The organism is Pseudomonas sp. R1-18, assembly GCF_051132095.1.
GTDB lineage: Bacteria > Pseudomonadota > Gammaproteobacteria > Pseudomonadales > Pseudomonadaceae > Aquipseudomonas.
Genome location: NZ_CP071658.1, coordinates 3278334 through 3301008 on the forward strand (window position 1 = coordinate 3278334; position 22675 = coordinate 3301008).

17 protein-coding genes and 1 pseudogene are annotated in these 22675 nt (G+C 61.0%); 8 read left to right on the forward strand and 10 right to left on the reverse strand.

Annotated elements, in window-relative coordinates; all coding sequences use genetic code 11:
* Positions 1–11: 11 nt before the first annotated feature.
* Positions 12–797: an outer membrane protein OmpK gene (locus J3P77_RS15050; RefSeq protein WP_434677401.1), complete on the forward strand. Its 786-nt coding sequence runs from the start codon at positions 12–14 to the stop codon at positions 795–797.
* Between the two features lie 27 nt (positions 798–824).
* Here J3P77_RS15050 and J3P77_RS15055 read toward each other — a convergent pair.
* Both J3P77_RS15055 and J3P77_RS15060 read right to left on the reverse strand, forming a co-directional pair.
* Positions 825–2078 (reverse strand): annotated as a pseudogene (locus J3P77_RS15055) (IS3 family transposase).
* Between the two features lie 113 nt (positions 2079–2191).
* Complete coding sequence (locus J3P77_RS15060; RefSeq protein WP_434677402.1) at positions 2192–3100, reverse strand: DUF808 domain-containing protein; 909 nt, start codon at positions 3098–3100, stop codon at positions 2192–2194.
* A gap of 336 nt (positions 3101–3436) precedes the next feature.
* Between J3P77_RS15060 and J3P77_RS15065 the strand changes: the two genes are divergently transcribed.
* The 3 genes from J3P77_RS15065 (at position 3437) to J3P77_RS15075 (ending at position 6948) form a co-directional block, all read left to right on the forward strand.
* Positions 3437–4042, forward strand: a complete 606-nt coding sequence (locus J3P77_RS15065; RefSeq protein WP_434677403.1) for a TetR/AcrR family transcriptional regulator — start codon at positions 3437–3439, stop codon at positions 4040–4042.
* A gap of 356 nt (positions 4043–4398) precedes the next feature.
* Entirely contained in the window at positions 4399–6030 is a 1632-nt protein-coding gene (locus J3P77_RS15070) for a methyl-accepting chemotaxis protein (protein WP_434677404.1), read from the forward strand.
* A gap of 96 nt (positions 6031–6126) precedes the next feature.
* Complete coding sequence (locus tag J3P77_RS15075; RefSeq protein WP_434677405.1) at positions 6127–6948, forward strand: aldo/keto reductase; 822 nt, start codon at positions 6127–6129, stop codon at positions 6946–6948.
* A 303-nt stretch (positions 6949–7251) separates the two neighbouring features.
* Here the strand turns inward: J3P77_RS15075 and J3P77_RS15080 are convergent, their stop codons facing one another.
* Together J3P77_RS15080 and J3P77_RS15085 are read right to left on the reverse strand one after the other, a co-directional pair.
* Positions 7252–8442: an HlyD family secretion protein gene (locus J3P77_RS15080; protein WP_434677406.1), complete on the reverse strand. Its 1191-nt coding sequence runs from the start codon at positions 8440–8442 to the stop codon at positions 7252–7254.
* Positions 8439–10118, reverse strand: coding sequence for an MFS transporter (locus J3P77_RS15085; RefSeq protein ID WP_434677407.1), 1680 nt, complete (start codon positions 10116–10118; stop codon positions 8439–8441). Before J3P77_RS15085 ends, J3P77_RS15080 begins: the two co-directional genes overlap by 4 nt.
* A 227-nt stretch (positions 10119–10345) precedes the next feature.
* On the opposite strand from J3P77_RS15085, the gene J3P77_RS15090 reads away from it, so the two are divergent.
* Together J3P77_RS15090 and J3P77_RS15095 are read left to right on the forward strand one after the other, a co-directional pair.
* On the forward strand, positions 10346–11461 hold the full coding sequence (locus J3P77_RS15090) for an enoyl-CoA hydratase/isomerase family protein (RefSeq protein WP_434677408.1): 1116 nt from the start codon (positions 10346–10348) through the stop codon (positions 11459–11461).
* A 2-nt stretch (positions 11462–11463) separates the two neighbouring features.
* Positions 11464–12615 (forward strand): acyl-CoA dehydrogenase family protein, encoded by a 1152-nt coding sequence (locus tag J3P77_RS15095; RefSeq protein WP_434677409.1) that lies wholly within the window; start codon positions 11464–11466, stop codon positions 12613–12615.
* A gap of 61 nt (positions 12616–12676) precedes the next feature.
* Here the strand turns inward: J3P77_RS15095 and J3P77_RS15100 are convergent, their stop codons facing one another.
* Entirely contained in the window at positions 12677–17878 is a 5202-nt protein-coding gene (locus J3P77_RS15100; protein ID WP_434677410.1) for a dermonecrotic toxin domain-containing protein, read from the reverse strand.
* A gap of 117 nt (positions 17879–17995) precedes the next feature.
* Positions 17996–18565 (reverse strand): NADPH-dependent FMN reductase, encoded by a 570-nt coding sequence (locus J3P77_RS15105; RefSeq protein WP_434677411.1) that lies wholly within the window; start codon positions 18563–18565, stop codon positions 17996–17998.
* Positions 18566–18803: 238 nt separating this feature from the next.
* Between J3P77_RS15105 and J3P77_RS15110 the strand changes: the two genes are divergently transcribed.
* Positions 18804–19016 (forward strand): hypothetical protein, encoded by a 213-nt coding sequence (locus J3P77_RS15110; RefSeq protein ID WP_434677412.1) that lies wholly within the window; start codon positions 18804–18806, stop codon positions 19014–19016.
* Between the two features lie 34 nt (positions 19017–19050).
* Here the strand turns inward: J3P77_RS15110 and J3P77_RS15115 are convergent, their stop codons facing one another.
* The 4 genes from J3P77_RS15115 to J3P77_RS15130 are packed head-to-tail and all read right to left on the reverse strand — an operon-like array spanning position 19051 to position 21742.
* The gene (locus J3P77_RS15115; RefSeq protein ID WP_434682027.1) at positions 19051–19608 is read right to left on the reverse strand and encodes a GNAT family N-acetyltransferase; all 558 of its coding nucleotides are present in this window, start codon (positions 19606–19608) and stop codon (positions 19051–19053) included.
* Between the two features lie 42 nt (positions 19609–19650).
* Positions 19651–20430, reverse strand: a complete 780-nt coding sequence (gene dnaQ, locus J3P77_RS15120) for a DNA polymerase III subunit epsilon (protein WP_434677413.1) — start codon at positions 20428–20430, stop codon at positions 19651–19653.
* A gap of 52 nt (positions 20431–20482) precedes the next feature.
* The gene (gene rnhA / locus J3P77_RS15125) at positions 20483–20935 is read right to left on the reverse strand and encodes a ribonuclease HI (RefSeq protein ID WP_434677414.1); all 453 of its coding nucleotides are present in this window, start codon (positions 20933–20935) and stop codon (positions 20483–20485) included.
* Between the two features lie 48 nt (positions 20936–20983).
* Entirely contained in the window at positions 20984–21742 is a 759-nt protein-coding gene (locus tag J3P77_RS15130) for a class I SAM-dependent methyltransferase (RefSeq protein ID WP_434677415.1), read from the reverse strand.
* Positions 21743–21824: 82 nt separating this feature from the next.
* Between J3P77_RS15130 and gloB the strand changes: the two genes are divergently transcribed.
* Positions 21825–22604, forward strand: coding sequence for a hydroxyacylglutathione hydrolase (gene gloB, locus J3P77_RS15135; protein WP_434677416.1), 780 nt, complete (start codon positions 21825–21827; stop codon positions 22602–22604).
* Positions 22605–22675: the final 71 nt, after the last annotated feature.

Genomic DNA, 22675 nt, shown 5'->3' on the forward strand with positions numbered 1-22675 from the left:
GGGAGCACCGCATGAAACGTACTTATTCCAGCTTGTTGTTGGCGGGGAGTCTGCTGGCAGCCGGGCCGGCGCTGGCCGAAGGCCTTTTTCAATGGCAGAGCAACAGCCTGACTTACCTCAACGGCCGGGACTTTACGGTCAACCCGCACATTCAACAGACGTTCACCTTCGAGCATGCGGATGCCTGGAAGTACGGTGACAACTTTGTCTTCGTCGACAAAATCTTCTACAACGGCAAACCCGATGCGACTTCGGGCAACAACACCTATTACGGTGAAGTGTCTCCGCGCCTGTCGCTTGGCAAGATCTTCGGACAGAAGTTCGAGTTTGGCCCGATCTCCGACGTGCTGATTGCCGCAACTTACGAGTTTGGCGAAGGCGACAACGAGTCGTATCTGATCGGCCCGGGCTTTGACTTGAATATTCCCGGTTTCGATTACTTCCAGCTCAACTTCTATCAGCGGCATACCGAAGGCAGTCGTGCGGGCGATAACGTCTGGCAGATCACTCCGGTCTGGTCTTACACCATTCCGGTGGGCAAGTCGGACATCCTGATCGACGGCTTCATCGACTGGGTCGTGGACAACGACAGCAACTCACGCGGCGACTACCACGCCAACTTCCACTTCAACCCTCAGATCAAGTACGACCTGGGCAAGGCACTGAGCCTTCAGGACCGTCAGCTGTATGTCGGTATCGAATACGACTACTGGAGCGACAAGTACGGTATCAAGGACACAGCAGCCTTCGACACCAACCAGAACACCGCCAGCCTGCTGGTAAAAGTGTTTTTCTGAGTCGGCCCGTAGAACTAAACCGCGTGTCTAGTCCTGAAATAGGTTTACACCTGTTTCACCCCAACGCCCGATGCATCGCATCGGGCGTTTTGTATTTCAAAGACAGGTGCGGACGCTCGTGGTTGTAGATCGATACCGACTCGCTCACCATCTTCTTCGCCTGAGTTAAATCCTGTGGTCGCTGGAGCAAAAGCTCCGTCTTCAATATCCCGTTGACCCGCTCTGCCAGGGCGTTTTGATAGCAGTCATAGCCGTCCGTCATCGAACACCTGATGCCGTGTTTCGCGTGGAGTTGCTGGTATATTCCCGAGCAATACTGGCTGCCTCTGTCCGAGTGGTGAACCAGTGGCTGCACGGTTTGACGCTGGCTCACCGCCCGGCGCAGCGCCTGCGCGACCGACTCGGTGTGCAGGCTTTCATGAACGTGGTAGCCCACGATCTTCCGCGAAAATGCATCCGTCACAAGACTCAAATAGGCCACACCTTCCTGAGTGGGCAGATAGGTGATGTCAGCCACCCAGACCTGTTCCGGGCCGCTGGGAACAACCTGATCAGGCCCCGGCTTGAGCAGGTTCGGATGGCGTCGAAAGCGATGATGACTGTCGGTTGTTTTGTGATACGCCCGCTTGCGAGTTACCAATAAACGCCGTGCACGCAGAATCGCAAACAGCCGGTCTCGGCCCACTTGCAGTTCAAGTTGAGGCTGGCAATGCAGCAAGTGATGCAACTTTCGGGTGCCCAAACGCGGCTGCCGCTGACGTTTTTGCTGAACAAAATCGGCAACCTTCTGATCCAGCTCCAGACGAGCAGCGTAGGCGCGATTGCGTTTGTAGTAAGCCTGTCGGCTTATTCCCATGAACTGGCAAGCCCTGCTGATGCTCAGGTTTTTGATTCGTTTTTGCGCGAGGACTTGCCGGGACGCTTTTTTACGACAGAGAGACCGTAGTCATTCTTCAAGACGTCCACGACCGCCTCGAAAAACTGCGCTTTCTGGTTGGACAGCGCCAACTGCTCTTCAAGCTCTTTGATGCGTTGCTCCGGCGTCAATGGTCGGTTTTTGTCGGGCATAGACCCCATCCTCGGCGAGCCAATGTATGTGCCAGGGCTCCAATCCTGCCGACCGTGCTTGCGTAACCACGTCAGAACGGTCGTTTTGCCTTGAATCCCGTAGCGCTCCTGAGCCTCTTTATAACTCAGCTCGCCTTTTTCGACTTGGTCGACGACCGACAATTTAAAGGTCAGTGTGTAGTCGCGCTGACTACGCCTTTTTGCTGATTTCATTACGCCCTCCTGAAAAACGGATCAGAAGGTGTAAACCTTATTCAGGACGGGACAGCGGAAGAAAAAAGGGGCGCCCATTCGGCGCCCCTTTTTCGTATCGGGTTGCTCGTGAATCAAGCCCTGGCGGTTTTCCACATCTTGCTTGCCAACGTGAACACCAGCACCAGCAGGCCACCGGCGATGATCCCCGCAACCGCATCGAGCAGCGTCGGAATGACCACGGCCAGCGCGCCGACCGCGCCGGCAGCCGCCTCGGTCACGCCGTCAACCAAGTGGTGCAGGAACGGCATACCGTGAACCAGAATGCCGCCGCCGACCATGAACATCGCCGCAGTCCCCAGGATGGACAGGACTTTCATCAGAACCGGCGCCAGCCAAAGCAGGCCGTTGCCCATGGCCTGGGAAAACGAGCTGGACTTTTTCTTCAGGTACAGGCCCAGGTCATCGAGCTTGACGATACCCGCCACCAGCCCGTAAACGCCCACCGTAATCAGCAAGGCGACGATTACCAGCACGCCGACCTGATCCATGAAGGGGCGCGCCGATACCACGCCCAGCGCCAGGACAATGATTTCCGCCGAAAGAATGAAATCGGTCCGGATCGCGCCTTTGACGCGTTCCTTCTCGAACGCCACCATATCAACCGTCGTATCGGCCGCGGCCTTCTTGCGTTCGGCATGCTCGGCTTCGGTTTCCGGATGCAGCCACTTATGGGCAATCTTTTCGAAACCTTCGAAGCACAGGAACGCACCGCCGATCATCAACAGCGGAGTGATCAGCCAGGGAACAAAGGCGCTGATCAACAGCGCCGCCGGTACCAGGATGGCCTTGTTAAGCAACGAGCCCTTGGCTACCGCCCAGACGACCGGGAGTTCGCGATCGGCTGTAACGCCCGTGACTTGCTGGGCATTGAGCGCCAGATCGTCGCCCAGTACACCGGCGGTCTTCTTGGTCGCAAGCGCCACGTCGTCGAGCAGCGTTGCAATGTCATCCAGCAGAGTCAGCAAACTTCCAGCGGCCAAAATAGATTTCCTTGAGCAAGAGATGAAACACAACAGCGCGTATTGAATCACAGCCTGCGGTCATTGGCGTGACAAGGGGTTTGACCGGCCCGATGCTGAAATGTTTGGTGTTCTCTGCGGGAATTGGCCTGCCAGAAATGGAACTGCCTGCAGGAGCGGACTTGTCCGCGAAGAAGCCGATACATTCGCACCAGATAGGTCATCCGGGCATGAGACTTGGCGGACAAGCGGAACGCCGCCGGTCCGCTCTCACAGGGCGATTGCCCGCGATTGAGCCTGCCGTCGGCCCGGTGCTACCATGTGCCACCGCCGTGCAGGCAAGGGAACAACCGGGTCATGAGCAGTATTCGCGAGCGCAATAAAGAACTCATTCTGCGCGCCGCCAGCGAAGAATTCGCCGATAAAGGGTTTGCCGCCACCAAGACTGGTGATATTGCCGCCAAGGCCGGGCTGCCCAAACCCAACGTCTATTACTACTTCAAGTCCAAGGAAAACCTGTACCGCGAGGTACTGGAGAGCATCATCGAGCCTATTCTGCGAGCCTCGGCACCCTTCGACGCCCAGGGCGTGCCGGCCGAGGTGCTGAGCGGCTACATCCGGGCCAAGATACGGATTTCCCGCGATCTGCCGTTCGCCTCCAAGGTGTTCGCCAGCGAGATCATGCACGGCGCTCCGCACCTCACGCCCCAGCAGGTCGAACAGCTCAACGCTCAGGCCCTGCACAACATCAAATGCATTCAGGCCTGGATCGACAGCGGGCAGATCGCCCCGCTAGACCCTCATCACCTGATGTTCACCATCTGGGCGGCAACCCAGACCTACGCCGACTTTGACTGGCAGATCTCCACGGTCACCGGCAAGGAGCGGCTGGACGACGCCGACTACGAGGCCGCGACCCGGACGATCCTGCGTCTGGTGCTCAAAGGCTGCGAGCCCGACTGAAAAAACCCGAACCGCAGAAAGCAAAAAACCCGCCGAAGCGGGTCGTTTTGCGAACATGACCATTCCAACATCCTGTCGGCTGCCTCCTGGCAATGGTCGATCCTCCCTGATCACCGCAACGATCCTTCGCTGCAGCTGTTGAATTGGATCCTACGCCCGCCCCAACGCTCACACCATAGGCAAAAGCCTGCGTTGCTGTAAGCCATCACCTACAGAATGAGACGCGTGTAAAAAAACGTGACTCGGGGCTCAGGTTTGGTCATGGTGCGCCGAGACGCTGTAGAGAAGAACAAGAAACGGCGCACAGCCGCTCTGCCATTGGCAAAAACAAAAATAACGACATTGGGGTGAAGAACATGAAAATGCGCAGTTTGTCCATCAGCCGGCGGCTATGGCTGATTCTTATCGTTTCTGTGCTGATGCTCTTCGTCCTGGCTGCGGCCATGCTCAAGCAGATCCATGACGACCTGTATCTGGCCAAGGCGGAAAAGACCATGCATGTGGTGCAGACCGTCAGCGGCGTGCTGTCCTACTATCAGGGTCTGGAAGCGGCCGGAACCATGACCCGCGAGGCTGCCCAGCAGCAGGCGCTCAAGGAAATCCGCGTACTGCGTTACGACCAGGGCGACTATCTGTGGATCAATGACCTGCGACCGGTCATGGTCATGCACCCCACCAATCCCAAACTGGAAGGCCAGGACCTGTCGGGCATCCGGGATCCGGACGGGTTTGCAGTCTTCAATGAAATGGTCACCGTCGCCAAAAGTCAGGGCGCCGGGCTGGTCGATTATCGCTGGCCCAAGCCCGGCGCCAGCGAACCGGTAAAGAAAACTTCGTACGTTCAGCTATTCCAGCCCTGGGGCTGGATTCTCGGCTCGGGTGTCTACGTCGATGACGTGGCCGCAGAGTTCCGCCAGCAAATGATCAATGCGCTGATGTACAGCGCCGGCATCGTGCTGATCCTGTTCGTCCTGCTGACGCTGATCGTGCGCAGCATCGTGTTGCCGCTACGTATGACGGTCCAGGCCATGGCTGACATTTCCAGTGGCGAAAGTGACCTGACCCGCACACTGGAAACCGAAGGCAACGATGAAGTGGCCGAACTGGCCCGGCATTTCAACGCTTTCGTCGCCAAGTTGCGCAGCGTGGTCGGCCAGTTGCAGACCTCCGCGGTGGGGCTGGCGCAAGCCTCCAGCGAACTGGGCCACAATGCCGAACAGGCTCAGGCGCGCAGTCAGCAGCAGTCGCAGCAGATGGATCTGGTGGCCACCGCAGTCAACGAGGTGACTTACGGCGTGCAGGACGTGGCGAAGAACGCCGAGCATGCGGCCAGCGAAATGCGCGACGCCGAGTCCCAGGCGCAGCAGGGCCAGGTCAACATCGACAACAGCCTGCGTCAGATCGAACACCTTTCCGGGACCATCGGTCAGGCGGTCGAGGTCATGCACACGCTGGCCAGCGAAAGCACGCAGATCGGCAGTGTGCTCGAAGTGATCAGCTCGATCGCCGAGCAGACCAACCTGCTGGCGCTCAACGCGGCGATTGAAGCCGCGCGCGCCGGTGAACAGGGTCGGGGCTTTGCGGTGGTGGCCGATGAAGTGCGCCTGCTGGCCCAGCGCACCCAGAAATCCACGGCGGAAATCCAGGGCATGATCGAGCGCCTGCAACGCCACTCGGACGCCGCCGTCAAAGTGATCGGTGACAGCAGTCGCTCGTCGCAGCTGACCATCGAACAGGCCAATCAGGCCGGGCAGAGCCTGACGTCGATCAGCCAGGCCTTGCGCAACCTCAACAGTCTGAATGCGTCAATCGCCAGCGCTACCCTGCAGCAATCGCACGTGGTGGACGACATCAACCAGAACGTGACCCAGGCCGCGCAGCTGTCGCAAAGCACCGCGCTCGCGGCGGAACAGTCGACCGGCGCCAGCCAGCACCTGCGCGGCCTGAGCGAACAGCTCAATGGCCTGCTCAAGCAATTTCGCGTCTAGCGAGCCCACACCGACAGCCTGCACGGAACCTCGTGCAGGCCTTGTTGCCAGAGCCCTGTCTACATAACTGCATCCACTTAATTGCGGGGGGGTCACATGCGCACACTGGAACTGGCCGGCAAGACCGTGCCGGTGCTGGGACAGGGCACCTGGCATATGGGCGAAAAAGCCCAGCAGCGTTCAGCCGAAATCGCCGGATTGTGCCGGGGCATCGAACAGGGCCTGACCCTGATCGACACCGCCGAAATGTATGCCGACGGCGGCGCCGAAGAAATCGTCGGCCAGGCGATAGCCGGGCAACGCGACAAGGTCTTCATCGTCAGCAAGGTTTATCCGCATAACGCGAGCCTCAAAGGGATGCAGGCGTCCTGCGAAGCCAGCCTGCGGCGGATGAACACCGATTATATCGACCTCTACTTGCTGCACTGGCCGGGGCAACATCCGCTGTCGGAAACCGTTGAAGCGTTCGAGCGTTTGCGCGAAGCCGGTAAGATCGGGAGCTGGGGCGTGTCCAACTTCGATGTCTCGGACATGATGGAGCTCGACAACCCGGCATGCGCGACCAATCAGGTCTTGTACAACCCCGAGCAGCGCGGCATCGAGTTCGACCTGTTGCCGTGGGCGGCGAACCGCCACCTGCCGCTCATGGCCTACTGCCCGATTGGCCAGGCCGGTGATCTGTTGTATCACCCGGCGCTTCAGGAAGTTGCCCAGCGCCACAATGCAACGCCGGCGCAGATCTGCCTGGCGTGGGTTCTGCGCCAGGACAATATGATTGCGATTCCCAAGGCGACGGATCCGGAGCACATCCGGCTCAATGTGGCGGCGATGCAGATTGCGTTGAGTGCGCAGGACCTCGCCGACCTCGACCGCGCCTGGCCCGCGCCCACGCGCAAGATGCCGTTGGCGATGGTTTAGTCCACATTTTTCAGCGATATCTGGTAGGAGGCAGCAACTGTCTGCAATCTCGCAAACGTCCTGCGGCGATACATCGTGCTCGCGGCGAGGACATGTGGGAGGCAGCTCGCTGGCGATGAAAGCGATGCGGTCTCCTGAACCTGTCCGGTCGCCAGTTTCTACTGCCGCTGCGCGCCAGATCGCGACCAAGGTCGCTCCCACAGACAATGCAGCGACCATGACCTGTGGGAGTGGACTTGTCCTGGGCGGCAATCCGACGATCTGGCGCGCAGCAGCAGCAAAAACTGCCGCTCGATTACGTCCTCATTTCCCCGCCGGATCCGGCGGCACAGCGCCCTCCCCGCTGGTGTCAATACTGACCACCACCGACATGCCGGGCCGCAGGCGGTCCAGATTTGGCTGGTCGGGATCGACAATGATGCGCACCGGAATACGTTGGGAGATTTTCACGAAGTTACCGGTCGCGTTGTCCGCCGGCATTACGCTGAACTCCGAACCAGTGGCTGGCGATATGCGCTGCACGCGGCCGTGCATCTTGTAATGGTTCAGCGCATCAACGGTGAAGCTCACCGGCTGGCCCAGGCGTACATCGGCCATCTGGGTTTCCTTCATGTTGGCGACAATCCACAACCGGTCAGGCACCAGCGCCATGAGCTGCGCGCCGGAGTTGACGTACGCACCCAAGCGCACGCCGATCTGCCCCAGTTGTCCGTCGCGCGGGGCGACGATGCGGGTGTTGTCCAGGTCGATGCGCGCCAGTTCGATGGCCGCCTCGGCATTGGCCACTGAGGCTTCGAGTGAGCCGCGGTTGACGATCACCGTCCGCAGGTCTTCCTTGGCAATCAGTACCGCCGCCCTCGCCTGGGCAACGGCGGCGCTTGCCTGGGCGTCCGCGGCGAGCGCCACGTCCAGTTCGCTTTTGGATATCGACCCGTCGGGGACCAGCGCCTGGCTGCGGCGCAAGTCGGCGGCGCTCTTGCGGCTCTGGGCGATGCTGTTATGCAGCTCGGCCTCACGTTGCCCGATGGTTGCCTCGGCACTGCGGCGCTGTTGCAGGTTGTTGGCCAGTGAAGCCTTCTGCATCGCCAACTGCGCGACAGCCTGCTCCAGCCGCTGCCGATAGATGCGGTCATCGAGGCGCACCAGCAAGTCACCCGCCTTGACGAACTGGAAGTCCTGCACTGGCACTTCGTGCACGTAACCGCTCAGTTGCGGCCCGATGACCGTAGTCTGACCGTGCACCTGAGCGTTCTCGGTACTTTCGATCGGGCTGCCGAACGGCGGCAGTTGCCAGGCATAGAGCACGACCAGAACGCCGATCAGCGCGACGCCGCCAAAAATCATCGACGAGATGACTCGCTTGCGAGTCGAGCGTGGCTGGCTGGTAACCGGCGCCTTGAGCGGCGCTGGCGGCGGGCCGTCCGCGCGATGTGGTTGTTCGCCGCTGGCGGCATCTCGGGTTGGCTGGTTGTCAGGGGTTTTGGGATCAGTCATGAAGGTTGGGCGCCGCTTTGAGGTACGGAGGGCGGAGCCGCGGGCGCCACAGGCGCAAGCGGCAAAGGCTGGGTGGTCATTTTGAGCCAGAGCACCCGCACTGAAATCCAGATCATGGTCAGCACGGCAATCAAGGCAATCAGCATGAATACGTCGTTATAGGCCAGTACGTTGGCTTCGCGCGTAGCCGAGGTCGCCAGCGCGCGCACGCCTTGCGTGTTGCGCAGCGCCGGATCGGCGATCGTCGCGTTGTAGCTGGCGCTGTAGCTCTGCACCCGCGCCTGGACCAGGGGATTGGTCAAGGTCAGATGTTCAACGATGTGGCTGGAGTGAAATTTCTCGCGCACGATCTGAAAGGTGCCTAATACCGCCGACCCGATCAGCCCGCCCAGGTTCTGGGTAATCCCGAACAGCACGGAGAAGCTGATCATGTTGCGCGGGTTGGCCAGTACGCCGCTGATGCCGAGCACCAGGGTCGGGCCAAGGAAAAAAGTGCCGCCGAAGGCCAGCAGGAACTGGCTGAAGTACAGGTTTGACTGACGCGTCAGGTTAGTCGAACCGCTGTCCATCCACGCTCCGACTGCCATCATCGCGAGGGAAATCAGCAGCGGCTTGATCAGGTGCGCCGGGTTGATGGTGAGCGCGCTGGTCGCCAGCCCGGCAATGCTGCCCAGCAGCATCACCAGATAGAGCGTATGCAACTGCTGGCTGCCCATGTTCAGCATTTGCAAGAAACCTACTGCGCCTGTCGATTGTTCCGACATCACGATACGAAACAGCATCACCGCCAGCCCAAGGCGCAGAATCGAGCCGCTGCCCAGCCAGCGCGTGATCAACAATGGGTTGGTGCGATTGTGCTCGATGGCCAGTCCGGCGCAGATCAGCACGATAGAGCCCGCCGAGGCCAGCCCGATCCATGGCGCTTCCAGCCACCACTCGATGCGCCCAAGCGACAGCACGGCACACAGCAGCGCGACGCCGGTGGCCAGCAATGTGAAGGTCAGAAAGTCGAGTTTTTCGAAAGCCTTGAAACGGTCGCCGGGCGGAAGCTTGAGGATCAGTACGCAACCGAGCGAAAGCAGCGCCATGCCCAGCTCGAACAGGTACAGGCCGCGCCATTCGGCAATCTGCAGCAGATCCTCGGAGACCAGCCGCGCCAATGGTGTCGCCAGTTGCGACATGCCCAGCCCCAGCACCATTGCCTTGACCCGCCATTTCTGCGGAAACGCCTGGATCATGTAATACAGGCCGAGCGTGGTGAGCGCAGCGCCCACCATCCCGTGGGCGGCGCGCACGGCAATGGCGGACCCGATGTCATTGACGAACAGGTGCGCCAGCGTCACCAGCACATACAGCACCAGGAACAGCTCGGTGAAAGTGCGCAGCCCGAACTGCTGGCGAAATTTCACCAGCAGCAGGTTCATAGACACGTTGGTCATGATGTACGCGGCGGGCAGCCAGGCAATGTCCTGTGACGTGGCGCCAAGCGCGCCTTGCAGGTAAGGCAGGTTGGCGACAACCAGCGCGTTGCCGAGCCCGCCTGTCAGCGCGACGATCACTCCGATAATTGCGAACGCCCATCTGCGCCTCGTGGAATGCAGAGGCGTGGAAGGCGAGCCCGGCATTACCGGGCGCTCGTGGGGCGCCCATTGGCGTGGCGCGTATTTGTCAGTCATGCATGGAACCCAAGGAAGTCCCTTGTGTGACATCAGTGTCCATCAGAATACTCGTCAAGTTCTTGCTGAATCGGCACAAGCCCGTCGGCACCGGCTGCGTGGGCCGCTCCGTTGCACTACCTGTCCAGCTTAAACGCAGTTTTGCATTGCACATTTGCACTGCTAGGATCAGCTCGGTATTGCGAAAAGAAAAACAAGAACCAGCGAACATGAACAAGGAGTTCAGCATGAGTTCACAGGTTTCATCCGCCCTCTCGCTCCGCCCGCAGCCCAACACCGCTACTCTGCTGATCGAAGTCCGCAACCATATTGGTCATCTCACGCTCAACCGCCCGACCGGCCTGAATGCGCTGGATCTGACGATGGTTCGCGCCATGGCACGCCAGCTCGACCTCTGGTCTGAAGATGACGGGGTGTACGCCGTGGTGTTGCGCGGCGCGGGTGACAAGGCGTTCTGTGCCGGAGGTGACATCCGGGCGCTGTATCAGGCCTGGCATGCCGGGCAAAGCGAAGCGGACGGTGAACCCCTGCACGAACAGTTCTTCCGCGAAGAGTATGCGCTGGACCTGTCGATCCACCGTTATCGCAAACCTGTCGTGGCGCTGATGGACGGTCTGGTGCTGGGCGGCGGCATGGGTCTGGCGCAAGGCGCAGAGCTACGAGTGGTCACCGAACGCACTCGGCTGGGGATGCCGGAAGTCGCCATCGGTTACTTCCCGGATGTCGGCGGCAGTCACTTCCTGTCGCGGGTGCCGGGCGAACTGGGTACTTACCTGGCGCTGAGCGGCGTGCAGATCGGTGGTGCCGACGCCTTGTACTGCGGACTGGCGGACTGGGCCGTGGACAGCTCCCTGCTCGGCCGTCTGGATCACATGCTCGACCACCTGAAATGGAAATCTTCCCCGCTCAAGGACCTGCAAGGCGCGCTCGCGAAGCTGGGGCGCCAGCACCTGCCTTCGCCGCCGCTGGAGCGCCTGCGTCCGGCCATCGATCATTTCTTTGCACAGCCCGACATCACGAGCATCATTGAACAGCTCGAACAGGTGACGGTCGCAGACTCGCGCCAGTGGGCGCTGGAGACCGCCAGACGCATGCGCGGCCACTCGCCGCTGTCGCTGGCGGTGACGCTGGAGATGCTCAAACGTGGCCGACACCTGCCGCTGCAGGCCTGTTTTGCAATGGAACTGCATCTGGACCGGCAGTGGTTCAAACGCGGCGACTTTCTCGAAGGCGTGCGCGCGATGATCATCGACAAAGACAAGAAGCCGTGTTGGAAACATGCCGGTTCGCAGGACGTCAGCCCTGCCGAAGTGGAAAGTTTCTTCAGCGGCCTGGAGGCATGACCATGCAAGACATCGAACTCAACGAAGAACAGGTAATGATCCGCGACATGGCTCGCGATTTCGCCCGCAACGAGCTCGCGCCGCATGCCCAGGCCTGGGAAAAAGCCGGCTGGATCGACGATGCACTGGTCGCCAAGATGGGTGAACTGGGCCTGCTGGGCATGATTGTCCCGGAACAATGGGGCGGAACCTACGTCGATTACGTCGCTTACGCCCTGGCCGTGGAAGAAGTGTCGGCCGCCGATGCGGCGACCGGCACGCTCATGAGCGTTCACAGCTCCGTTGGCTGCGGGCCGATCCTCAACTACGGCAGCGAAGAACAGAAACACGCGTGGCTGGAAAAACTGGCCAGCGGCCGGGCCATCGGCTGTTTCTGCCTGACCGAACCCCACGCCGGCTCCGAGGCGCACAATCTGCGCACCCGCGCCGAATTGCAGGGGGACGAATGGGTCATCAACGGCGCCAAGCAGTTCGTCAGTAATGGCAGCCGTGCGCAACTGGCCATCGTATTCGCGGTCACCGATCCTCATCTGGGCAAGAAAGGCCTGTCGGCGTTTCTGGTGCCGACGGATAACCCCGGTTTCATCGTGGACAGGCGCGAGCACAAGATGGGCATTCGCGCGTCGGACACCTGTGCCGTTACGCTGAACAACTGCCGCGTGCCGGCGGCCAGCCTGCTCGGCGAGCGCGGCAAAGGACTGGCCATTGCTCTGTCAAACCTCGAAGGCGGCCGCATCGGTATTGCCGCCCAGGCGTTGGGCATCGCTCGCGCAGCCTTCGAAGCCGCACTGGCATACGCCCGCGAGCGAGTGCAGTTCGACAAGCCGATCATCGAACATCAGAGCATCGCCAACCTGCTGGCCGACATGCACACCCGCATCAACGCGACCCGCCTGCTGGTCCTGCACGCGGCACGTCTGCGCAGCGCCGGCCTTCCCTGTCTGTCGGAAGCCTCGCAGGCCAAGCTGTTCGCCTCGGAAATGGCCGAGCGGGTCTGCTCCAAGGCGATACAGATTCACGGCGGCTACGGTTATCTGGAAGACTACCCGGTCGAACGCTACTACCGGGACGCGCGCATCACCCAGATCTACGAAGGCTCCAGCGAAATTCAGCGGCTGCTGATCGCGCGCGAACTGCGCAACTACTCCTTGTAAAGGCCTGTGTAACGGGGCTTGTGAACAAAGCGCCCGGCAAACCCTGCCGGGGCGCTGTCGTTCAGCGCCTCGGCCTTGGTCTGAAACGCTCGCGCCCCAGCAACGTCACCAGCAGCGCGACGGTGTCGGCGTTGCTCATCATCACCGCCGCCCGCTTGTGCGGATCGGTGTAGAACACGTCGCGCGCGTGCTCCAGCGTGCTGGTGCCGGTGAGGCGCAGGATCGTCTTTTTGCCATCTCCGTCATGGTGCCTCAGGTCGCGCCAGATCCCCTCCTCCACCTGTTTGAACAACCTGGTTCGGTCGGTGTTGTACGACAGCACTTGTTGCTGCTGCTCGATCAGCTCGTTCTTCACCTGCATTCGGTAGGCAGTCGTGTCCTCAAGCAGATCGAAATAGGGAGCGAAGGACCCCACGTACGCGATGTCTTCGGTATTGAGAACCTGATGAGTCAACTCGTGGAGCAGAACGGCCGCCTGATAGTGCGTGGCAAACCTGAACGATCGCAGGCTGTTGACTCGCGTCTTGAGCCGGTACACAGGTATGCGGAAGAATTTCTCGGTCAGAAAAATCCGGTTTTGCGGGTCCTGCATGAAGGTGAACGCGGTGGACGGCTCATGCCAGCGCCGATTGGTACCGACTACGTAGCGCTGCGAATCCTCCGGTGACAGGGACGGGTCCATCAGGCTCTCGTAGAGCTTTGTGATTGCGTCCCTGAGCGAGTCATACAGCACCGCGCTGGGGGCATGCATCGAGAAAAAATTGGCGATCAGAAGCTGAGCCCGCGGGTCGATTGTATTGACCGGCGCGCGCGGGGCCAGGTTATCCAGACAGTTTTCCAGGTAGAGACGCGCCTGCGTATGGGCGGCCAGTATGGATTCGGCCCAGGCTCGGGACACCCGACGTATTTCCTCCATGCCCTTGGCCTCTACTACAAGTACATCGTCGACTTCGCGCTCTATCAGGGTCCCTTTCAAACGGCTGACGTAGCCCCCGCCGCCCTTGAGTCCGCCCTGCAAGTCCAGGGTCCATTTCTGATTCTCGTCCAGTTTGACGGCAGGCCCTCGCCGGTCCTCGCTGATGATGAACCAGCTACCCTGGCCCGGCTCGCGCTCGACCTCATAGACCGCGCCGCTGATCGCCACGTAAATCCGCTGGTTTTCATCATTGTGGTAAGTGTTCGATAGCTGGTTTCTGCGCAGGGCATTGAGCGCGACGTCACGGACTTCGAACGCACGCAGCCGGTTGCGCAGTTCCGGAGTCAGCGCGTCGTTGCTCCAGGAGAACTCCAGACTGGAAATGATCTCCAGAACAGGCGTTTCAAGAGTTGTCTCGCCAGCGTGCTCCTCAGCGCTCGCATGCCGCGTGGTAATCAGCATGCTCACCGCCGCGGTGAACTCCGAAAGCGCCTTCCCCCAATGGCGTTTACCGGCGGCTGTCGCGGAGGCGCTGAACAGGTCCCGGCTTTGCCAGATGCCGACCAGCGCCCCGAGCCGGCCCGGCAGAAAGGCAAGCATCTGCTCCGCTCCCAGACCGAACAGGTAACGCCAGGAGGTGCGCCATTCCTGATCATTGGTGGTCATCGCCTGGCGGATGCGCCACGGAAAGCTGGCCAGCATGCCCTTGAACAGCAGCTCCAGCGCGTTGCCTTCGTAGGGTTCGATTTTGATGGTCACAGGCTTGGGCCGATACAGCGGAACGTCGAACGAGGATTCGGTACTGAAAGTCAGATGCGGCTCCTGGAAGCCGCCATGGTCATAAATCCTGCGCTCACGTTCGTCGATGCGTTCGAGCAGGTAAGTCTGAAGCGTGCTGGAGGTGCGAATGTCCTGTAAAAGCGCTTCCTTGTTCGGGTATTCCCGGAAAACCGACGTTTCGAGCAACGAGTAAAGCACCCAGGGGCCGGTGCTCTGGTCGCTGGGGGCGATGACATAGGTGCCGAGCACGGTGGCCGGTGCCCAGCCGGACTCTTGTGGAGACAAGCGCAGCGGACTGATCGTCGCGTACTGCCCGCCAACCGGCAGCCGCGCCAGCCCGTCGGGCATCTCCAGTATCGAACCGATCAGGCGATAGGCATCGATGCCGAGCTGATTCTGGAGACGCATCATGAGCGCCCGGAGCATGTCGAACGCAGGCATTTGCTCGGCAAAGCGCTTCTGCCGCTCGCTCATATTGGGGTCGCTCTGCTGCAAAGCTGCGTCCAGCACCCGTAGATAGTTGTCGGCAACCTCGAGTTCGCGCACCAGCCTGCGCAGGTACTGCGGCGTCAATAGTGGGCTGGGCGTGGAACCGTCAGCCATCTGGACAGACAGCACACCGTCCTGCACGGCGAAGAAACGGTTAAGGGCAAAGTCGGTGAGTGCTTCAGTCGCGGACGCGGACGCCGCGGGTATGCCTTGCGGTACCTGCCCCGGCGCCACGGGAGCCGGTATGTAGCGGGTCAAGGTCACTCTGACGCTGTCGGGATCCAGTCCGAGATCGGGAAAATCCACCCTTAGCCGTTCGATGACTTGCTGGCGGGAATACTCACGTCCGGTCGGAATGCTGAACAGAAAGTCTTCCTGAAGACCGCATGCGGCGTAAAACCTTTGCAGCGCGGCCAGTAGCCTGGATTGATCCAGCGCAGGGGCCTGGCTGACCCAGTCGGGCAGCAGGGTAGTATCGACGATGGACCGGATGGCCACTCGCAGTTCACTGAGAATCTGCCGATTGGCATCCTCGCGCTCAGAGGACTCCAGCAAGTTGACCAGCACGTCGGATCTGAGACGCCAGGCGGCTGCATCCCGATAGGCACAGATCGTGTTCACGGCCTGACGCTGTGCCTCAAGGGACTGCAAGCCCTGGATGAAATGACCTTCGATAAGGCCGAGCACGACACGGACCACGGGCGCACTGTTGCGCTCCAGATAGTCCTGCAGCCGCGTAGTGTCCTCGTCCGATATCAGGTTGAGTACTTGCTCGCTCTGATCCACCCGGACCAGGCGGGCCGCCAGCTGGGTCTCGATAACCCGCAAGGAGCTGAAGTCACCGATCCCGACACCGGGTGCCCACATCAGGTAACGGGTCGGCTTGCCGGGATGGAACAGTACAAAGGCATTATTCAACACGACAGGGGCTTGCCCGGGATCGAAGCTCAACCCGACGGCATATGTCTGCACCTGATCGTGGCCTGGCCATTCGCGCAGGGCGGCTACCGGCCGGTCGAGCACCTGCTGAAGCATGTCCAGCGCCGGGCCTGTGATTTTACCCACGCGCTGCTGGATCGCGACGTCCAGACGCAAGGCATCCTCACGGACCCGACAGGCAATGGCTTTTGGCGAAACCTGTCGGTCCGCACGGCGTAGCGGTGTCGCGTAAAACCGACGAAGCTGCTGTTCGTAACGCGCCGGGAAGTCGCTCACGATCCGTTGCAGTATCTGCCTGAGCAGACTGGCCGGAAGTTTTTCCACGACCTGGTATTGCCCCCCGGCCATGCCTCGCTGGACCACCCAGTCATCGGGAACGTCGAACCGCACGGCCCCGCTGAGGGTTCCCAGCGCGAATGACAGCAGGCGCGTAGCGGGCAACACGCCATCTGGTCCGATCCACAGCGACCGTGCGTCAAGCCGCGACTCGACGGCTACCGCCAGGTAGCGGTTCAGTTCGCGATACAGGTAATCGTCACCACTTGGGTGGAGGCCGGACACCTGGTTGACCAGCGCCTCCAGACTGTTGACCCGGTCGGCCCAGGTATCGGCGGGTCCGGGCAAGTCGGTCCTGGGCGGGCGCGTCGTGGACCCGGCTCGACTCCAGGTCTGCTCGAAGTCGCCCGCTTCAGCTTTCCAGCGCCATGAGTCGTCGAGACTGAGCAGCCGATAGTCCAGCAGCGCGCGGATGTCCAGCGCGTCGTCGACCCGCACCGCCGCCTGATCGTAGCGTATCGATGGCAAGCCAAGCACATGGCGCAGATTACGTTGCTGCAGATCGATAATGTCGTCCATATGCGTGTCGAAAACGGGATAAGCGACCTCCTGGAAGCGAAATTCCGGAACGCCTTGCACCGCGTTGAGGACCGCCCGGTCAACCACGCTGGCATGAATGAGCAGCGCCTCGCGCGCGCGTACCTCCGTAAAATACGTGCTCAGCTCGCTGCGATTGTTGAGCCGGGCGAAACCTTGAGCCGAAGAGAACAGGTACAGCCCCGCACGCTCGCCGTCCGCGCACTCAAGAAGCAGCAACCCCGCCAGCTTTACCTCCGGATGGCTCTCGACGATCACTGCGATGCGCTCGGCCTTGATCCGGTACGAATCACCAGGCACGGCCGATGCAAGCAGCAACTGACGCAAACGACGGTATTCCAGTTCGCTGAGCAGGCCGTTGGCGAGGTTTCTCAACAGGCCCTGACGGAACGTCTCGGCCAGGGCCTCTGCGGCCACCCGGCGCATCGTCCATCCCTCATCCCGATCCGCCGTCCAGTAATCGGACAGCAGCCGTTCGTAGGTACCGGCGAGCTGGGCGCTGGTGCCGCTCAATGCCTGAAGGTACCTGTGGCTGCCGGGCTGATCGAGAACGGCGCCCTGGCTGTCGAGAAACTGCCGGACCAGACCGCTCTGCAGGCGCTCCTCGACATGCAGCTCATACGCGGCCTCTGCCAGAGTCTGAGTCGCCAGCACCAGTGACGTCGGCACTATGCTCAGCGATGCTCTTGGGTTGACGATCTGCACCAGGTGGGTAAATACGTCGACGGTCGGGTGCGGCAGGGTTGCATCGAGTCTGTCCTGCAGCGCCTGGCCGACTGCCGTCTGCAGCGTGGGCATGCCGTGCAGCTTTTCGGCCAGCGTCTCCAGATGCGCCGCCTGCTGTTCCACAATCATTCGCATGCGCCGAGTGAACAGCGGGGCTTCGACCAGCTCGACGTCAATTTCGCGCCGGGTCGCGGTGATCTCGGGATACCTCTGCCTCAGCGCGATCAACAGAGACAGGCGGTTATCGAATGTTTCGACGCCGAGCAGGACGGTGCTCAGATAAACCGGGGCGGCAAGGTCGGTGGGGTCGCTGATGATGAACGCACCTGCCAGCTCGGCGGTGGCCGGCGGCTGATCACCGATCAGCAGGCGGTCTACCCTGGGAAGAGCCGCGGTACTCTGACGGCCGTCGGCCAGCGCGCGCAGCCATTGACCGGCGGCATGAGTGATGCGCGAGGCGCCTGCTGCTTCGATAACGTCCTGGACAAACCGCTGGCGCAGCGACTCGTCGAAAAAATAGGGAGCTGATGTTGCGGGCATTTACCGTTTCCTTTCCTGATGGATCACGACGCAGCCACGGAACTGCGTCGTGCAAGTCTGGAAACAGCTTATTTAATGCGTGTACGAGGTTGCGTTACATATTGCAAGGGTCGTCGATCAGCTATCCGCGAACTTGCGATTCTTCTCCACCCACGCCGCGAAAGCATTGATGAAGCCTTGCAGGAAGGGTCGGGTTTTTTCGGAAAGCCGGCCCTGCTCGTCGAAGAACGAGCCGGCATTGCCCATATAGGATTCAGGCTGCTGGAGACACGGCACGTCAAGAAACACCAGCGACTGGCGCAGATGATGGTTGGCGCCAAAGCCGCCGATGGCACCTGGTGAAGCGCTGATGACCGCGCCCGGCTTGCCGCTGAAAGCGCTCTTGCCATAAGGCCGCGACCCGACGTCGATGGCGTTTTTCAACGCCCCCGGAACTGAACGGTTGTACTCGGGAGTGACGAACAGCAGGCCGTCGGCAGAGCCGAGCCTTTCCCGAAAAGTGGCGTAGGCTGATGGTGGCGAGGCGCCGTCGATGTCTTCGTTATAAAGCGGCAGGTCGCCGATTTCGACGATTTGCAAATCGAGACTGGCCGGGGCGAGGTCTTTGAGGGCAAGGGCGATTTTGCGATTGATGGAGTCTTTGCGCAGACTGCCGACCAGCACTGCAATGGAATAAACCTGGGTCATGGGGCTCACCGTAAGCGGGATCGAGAACAGACAGTTATAGATCAGTTACGGGTTATAGACGCAGGGCCCTGCAGTTTATTGCACGGCTGTGCTGCGTTTTGTGCCGCAACGGCCAGGAGTATTTTTGCACTACGGCAAACTCTGCGGGCAAACGGCGGTCTACAAGCCCGAATGCACGCCGTCGGCACGGGCGGCATCGGGGCAAAACAAGCGGTTATTTTCAGAGGTTACAAAGCAAATGGCTTCAGTACGCGTCGGACAGTTTCATGCAAGAGATGCGGAAGGCCGTGTCTACCCGGTGCATGTTTTTCAGGAATCACCCTCCAGGGACGCTGACGACCAGGAGCCGGTGACCACGTATCGCCTGGCGATTGGCGATCGGGTAACTCACCTGGGCGGAGACGACTTCGAGCTGGCGCAAACCGGTGTGCGGATGACGCGTATTCCGTGATGCCTTGAGCGATGCTCGCCAGACGAGCGTCGGTTCAGACCTTGGGGAAGATCAGGTACCAGAAAATCGCCGTCTCGCGGGTCTGCGGGTCCAGACCGCGGTAACGCAAGTGATCGACGCCGCCGACCACGAATCCGCAGCGCTCGTACAGCCTGCACGCGGCCAGATTGTTGTTCTGGGTTTCCAGCATTACGCCCGGCAGGTCGCGCTTGCGCGCCCAGAACAATGCCACTTCCACCAGTACGCGAGCCACTCCGTTGCGACGCGCCGACTCGTCGACAGCCAGCTCGTCGACATGCGCAAAGCCATTCCAGTGAGTGCTCAGCACCACATGCCCGACCGGCCGATCATCCAGCCAGGCAACCAGTACGGTGCTGTCCGCGGCATCGCGGTAATCGCAGAACTCCTGAGAATCGATGCCGTAGTTCTTGCGGTAAGGCTCGACCGGTTCCACCGGCCATGACGCCACGCTCTCACCTATCAGAACCTGCGCGTAGCCGGTGACCGGAAACGTGAACTCGCTGTTGAGGATGTAATCCTCGAAACACTCGTCCGCTACCCGAATGCTCAGGGCTGGATTGGGCACGCTCATTGGCGGGCTCATGCGCGGATCCTGAGCAGTTGGCACCAGCCGTCAGGACGCCGCTGCTTCACGAGCTTCCTGCAACTGCACCCACAGCGCCGGTGCGCCTGCGGCCTTGGCGATGGCGGCCATGCGGGCTTCGTGTTCGGCCAGCTCGCTTTCCGAAGCGCGGATCACCCGGCAAGGTTGGCGATTGGCAGGCAAGCGACGGATTTCGCTGCCGCGCTGGCCCGCTCCCTCGCCCGAACCGTTTCCGTCGGTAGCGTTGCCCGCCAGCGACAGGCTGGTCTGGCCACCGGTCATCGCCAGATAGACGTCGGCCAGAATCTCGGAGTCGAGCAACGCGCCGTGCAGTTCGCGGCCCGAGTTGTCGACGCCATAGCGCTTGCAGAGCGCATCAAGGCTGTTGCGCTGCCCCGGATGCCGCTCACGCGCCATCATCAGGGTGTCGAGCACCGAGCAATGCTGGGTGATGTCAGCCTTGTCGTGGGCGCCGATCAACGCGAATTCATTATTGATGAATCCAACGTCGAACGCCGCGTTATGAATGATCAGCTGAGCGCCTTTGATGAACTCGAAGAATTCATCGGCGACTTCGGCAAAACGCGGCTTGCCGACGAGAAACTCGTTGGTGATGCCGTGAACGCCGATTGCACCCTCATCGCTTTCACGATCCGGTTGCAGGTAAACGTGAAAATGCCGCCCGGTCAGGCGGCGTCCGATCAGCTCGACACAACCGATCTCGATGATGCGGTGTCCGTCGGTCACCGGCATACCGGTGGTTTCGGTATCGAGAACGATCGATCTGTTATCTGTGTTTTGCAATGCCATTGACTGTTGCCTCGTGTGCAGGCGGCAATATTAGCACGGCGGGCAGCGTGCCTCAGCCGAGCCTGATGCCGCGCACTTCATCCACACCGCGGTTGGCAAGCTGGTCCGCGCGCTCGTTGCCGGCATGCCCGATGTGTCCGCGGACCCACTGCCATGTCACGTTATGACGGTTGACCTGTTCGTCCAGCAGCTTCCAGAGGTCCGCGTTCTTGACCGGCTCTCTGGCGGCGGTCTTCCAGCCGCGTTTCTTCCAGTTGGCCATCCACTCGGTAACGCCTTTCATCACGTACTGGGAGTCGGTAACCAGCGTCACGTCGCATGGACGCTTGAGTTCTTCCAGGCCGCGAATGGCGCCGGTCAGCTCCATGCGGTTATTGGTGGTGTTGGCTTCACCGCCCCACAGTTCCTTTTCGACGCCCTTGCACACCAGCAAGGCGCCCCAGCCGCCGGGGCCGGGGTTGCCTTTGCAGGCGCCGTCGGTAAAGAGTTCAACGCTATCGCTCATTGCAGACTATCCAGATTCGAGAGGCTTCATCGCGCGGCATGCGCAGGCTCAGGGCTTCTGGCTTTGTCGACTGACCTTGGCCATTGGCAGCGGGATCAGCTTGCCCATCGGCTCGCGACGCACCTGACGCAGCGGCCGCAACCCGACCACCAGTTTGCGCGCGACCAAAAGATAAAATCCGCCGCCGGGGCTCTGCCGACCGTCGCCCAGGCTTTCGAGCCCGGCCAGCCGTGCCTGCCATGCTGCTGAAGCGAGGGGCGGACGATAGCATCCGAAGCGGCGTTTCTCCAGCGCGAAACCCAGCAGGTTGAGCCAGTCCGCAACGCGTGAAGGTGAGATACAGCGCGCCTTGCGCAGCGCATCGCGCGCGAACACATGGCGCAATCCCCAGGCGCTCCAGGGATTGATCCCAATGATCAGAAGATGCCCGCCAGGCCGTACGCTGCTCGCCGCTTCGCGCAACAGACCATGGGGCGACAGGCAGAAGTCCAGGCCATGTTGCAGCACCACCACGTCAGCGGCGTGCTCGCTCAACGGCCATGCCTGCTCGTCACAGACGATTTCCACGCCAGGCAAAGGCGCCCCGAGGCGGACGTTGCGCTGGACCTGGGGGGCAACCGGCGGACTGTCCGCCGAAGGGCCGTAATGCACCAGATAACCGCCGAAATAACGCCCCAGTTCATCTTCCAGAACCTTGCGTTCCTCGGCCAGCAGCAACTGGCCCAGCGGACCGGACAGCCACTCGCGGGCCTCGCGGACCAGGGCAAGCCATTCAGGATCGGCCTGTGCGAACGCTTCGTCGGTCATGTGTGTCTCCTCCAGGGGTGCTCGCATACATCCGGCTCAGCGCCTAAGATGCACCATTGTCTTCCGCTATGCGAACTGCGCCATGATACAGATCCACGCTCTTCACGCTTTCAGCGACAACTACATCTGGTTGTTACAGGACCTTTCGGCCCTGACCTGCGCTGTGGTCGACCCCGGTGACGCGGCACCGGTGCTGGCCTGGCTGGAAGAACATCCGGGCTGGCGCATGACGGATATTCTGATCACCCATCACCATCACGACCACGTCGGCGGTGTAGCGCAGATCAAGCAGGTCACTGGCGCGCGCGTCTGCGGGCCGGCACATGAAACCATCCCGGCGCGCGATGTGGCGCTGGTCGACAACGACCGGGTCAGCGTGCTCGGACTGGATTTCACTGTGCATGCCGTGCCAGGTCATACGCTCGGCCATATCGCTTTCTATCACGACGACGCCGCCCGGCCTGTGCTTTTCTGCGGAGACACGCTGTTCGCCGCCGGTTGCGGCCGCCTGTTCGAGGGCACGCCGCAACAAATGCACACGTCTCTGGAACGGCTGGCCGCCCTGCCCGACGCGACGCTGGTCTACTGCGCGCATGAATACACCCTGAGCAACCTGCGTTTTGCCCACGCGGTCGAGCCGGAAAACACAGACATCGCCGAGCGGCTGGCGCAGGTGACCCAATGGCGCGCCGAAAACCGTATCAGCCTTCCCTCCAATCTAGCTCTGGAGAGACGCACCAACCCATTCCTGCGCACCCATGAAACATCCGTTAAAGAAAAAATGGACGAACGGACTGGCAGCACTCACGCCTCGCAGACAGAGGTGTTTGCCACCTTGCGAGCCTGGAAAGATAAATTCTGAGACGACAATCAAACAGCAACAAAATTCTGAAAGGTTGACCATCGGCAGGCTGCTTTCTAGAATCGCCCGAC